The organism is Pedobacter sp. 05L430, assembly GCF_056397585.1.
In genome coordinates this window covers 1-628 of sequence record NZ_JBFTNT010000606.1, presented here as the reverse complement: position 1 = coordinate 628, position 628 = coordinate 1, and the positions used below count along the sequence as shown (strand labels likewise).

The window sequence follows — 628 nt, the reverse complement described above, 5'->3', positions numbered from 1 at the left end:
ATGTAATTCTCAGGCCGTCAGCAAAGTAAGTGCTAAGCAGGAAATCATGAATACTTCTAATGGGACGATCAAACATATTGCAAATTTAGCAGATCAAATACCAATAATTTGACAATTTTTAAAACTATGTATCAGCAAAATCACTTATTGCAAAATAATAAAAAAACTGATAGAACGCACTTACAAATAATATTATATATAAGTCACATAATTAATATTATGTTAAGTAATAAATTGCACATCTCTCTTGTGAGGGATGTTATCCGAATTAAAACTCTTCTAGTTTGGATTTAAGTTCTTGAACTTTATCCAGCTTGTTCTTACGCGTATAGATTTCTATTAACAGCTGGACAGTTGGTTTATCATTCTGATTGATCTCATGAGCTTGTAGTAATGCAACTTCAGCTCTGTTAATGAATGATGTAAATTTCTGATTTTTATCTGCGCTGGTTGATTTTAAGGCTTCATTGGCAGATTGTATATACGCGACACCTAATTGGTACAAAGCATCGAAATAATTCTCATCTATAACTAATGCTTTATTATAAGCCAATTCTGCCGTTCCTAAGCCGGAATTATTTTGGTATAGGTATCCATATAGGAAATAAAGTAATTTGTTGGCTGTGTC

The 628-nt window shown here is 31.8% G+C and carries 1 pseudogene; it reads right to left on the bottom strand.

From position 1 onward, the window contains the following. Positions 1-268: 268 nt before the first annotated feature. Positions 269-628 (bottom strand): annotated as a pseudogene (locus AC1DG9_RS27585) (tetratricopeptide repeat protein); the annotation flags it as partial.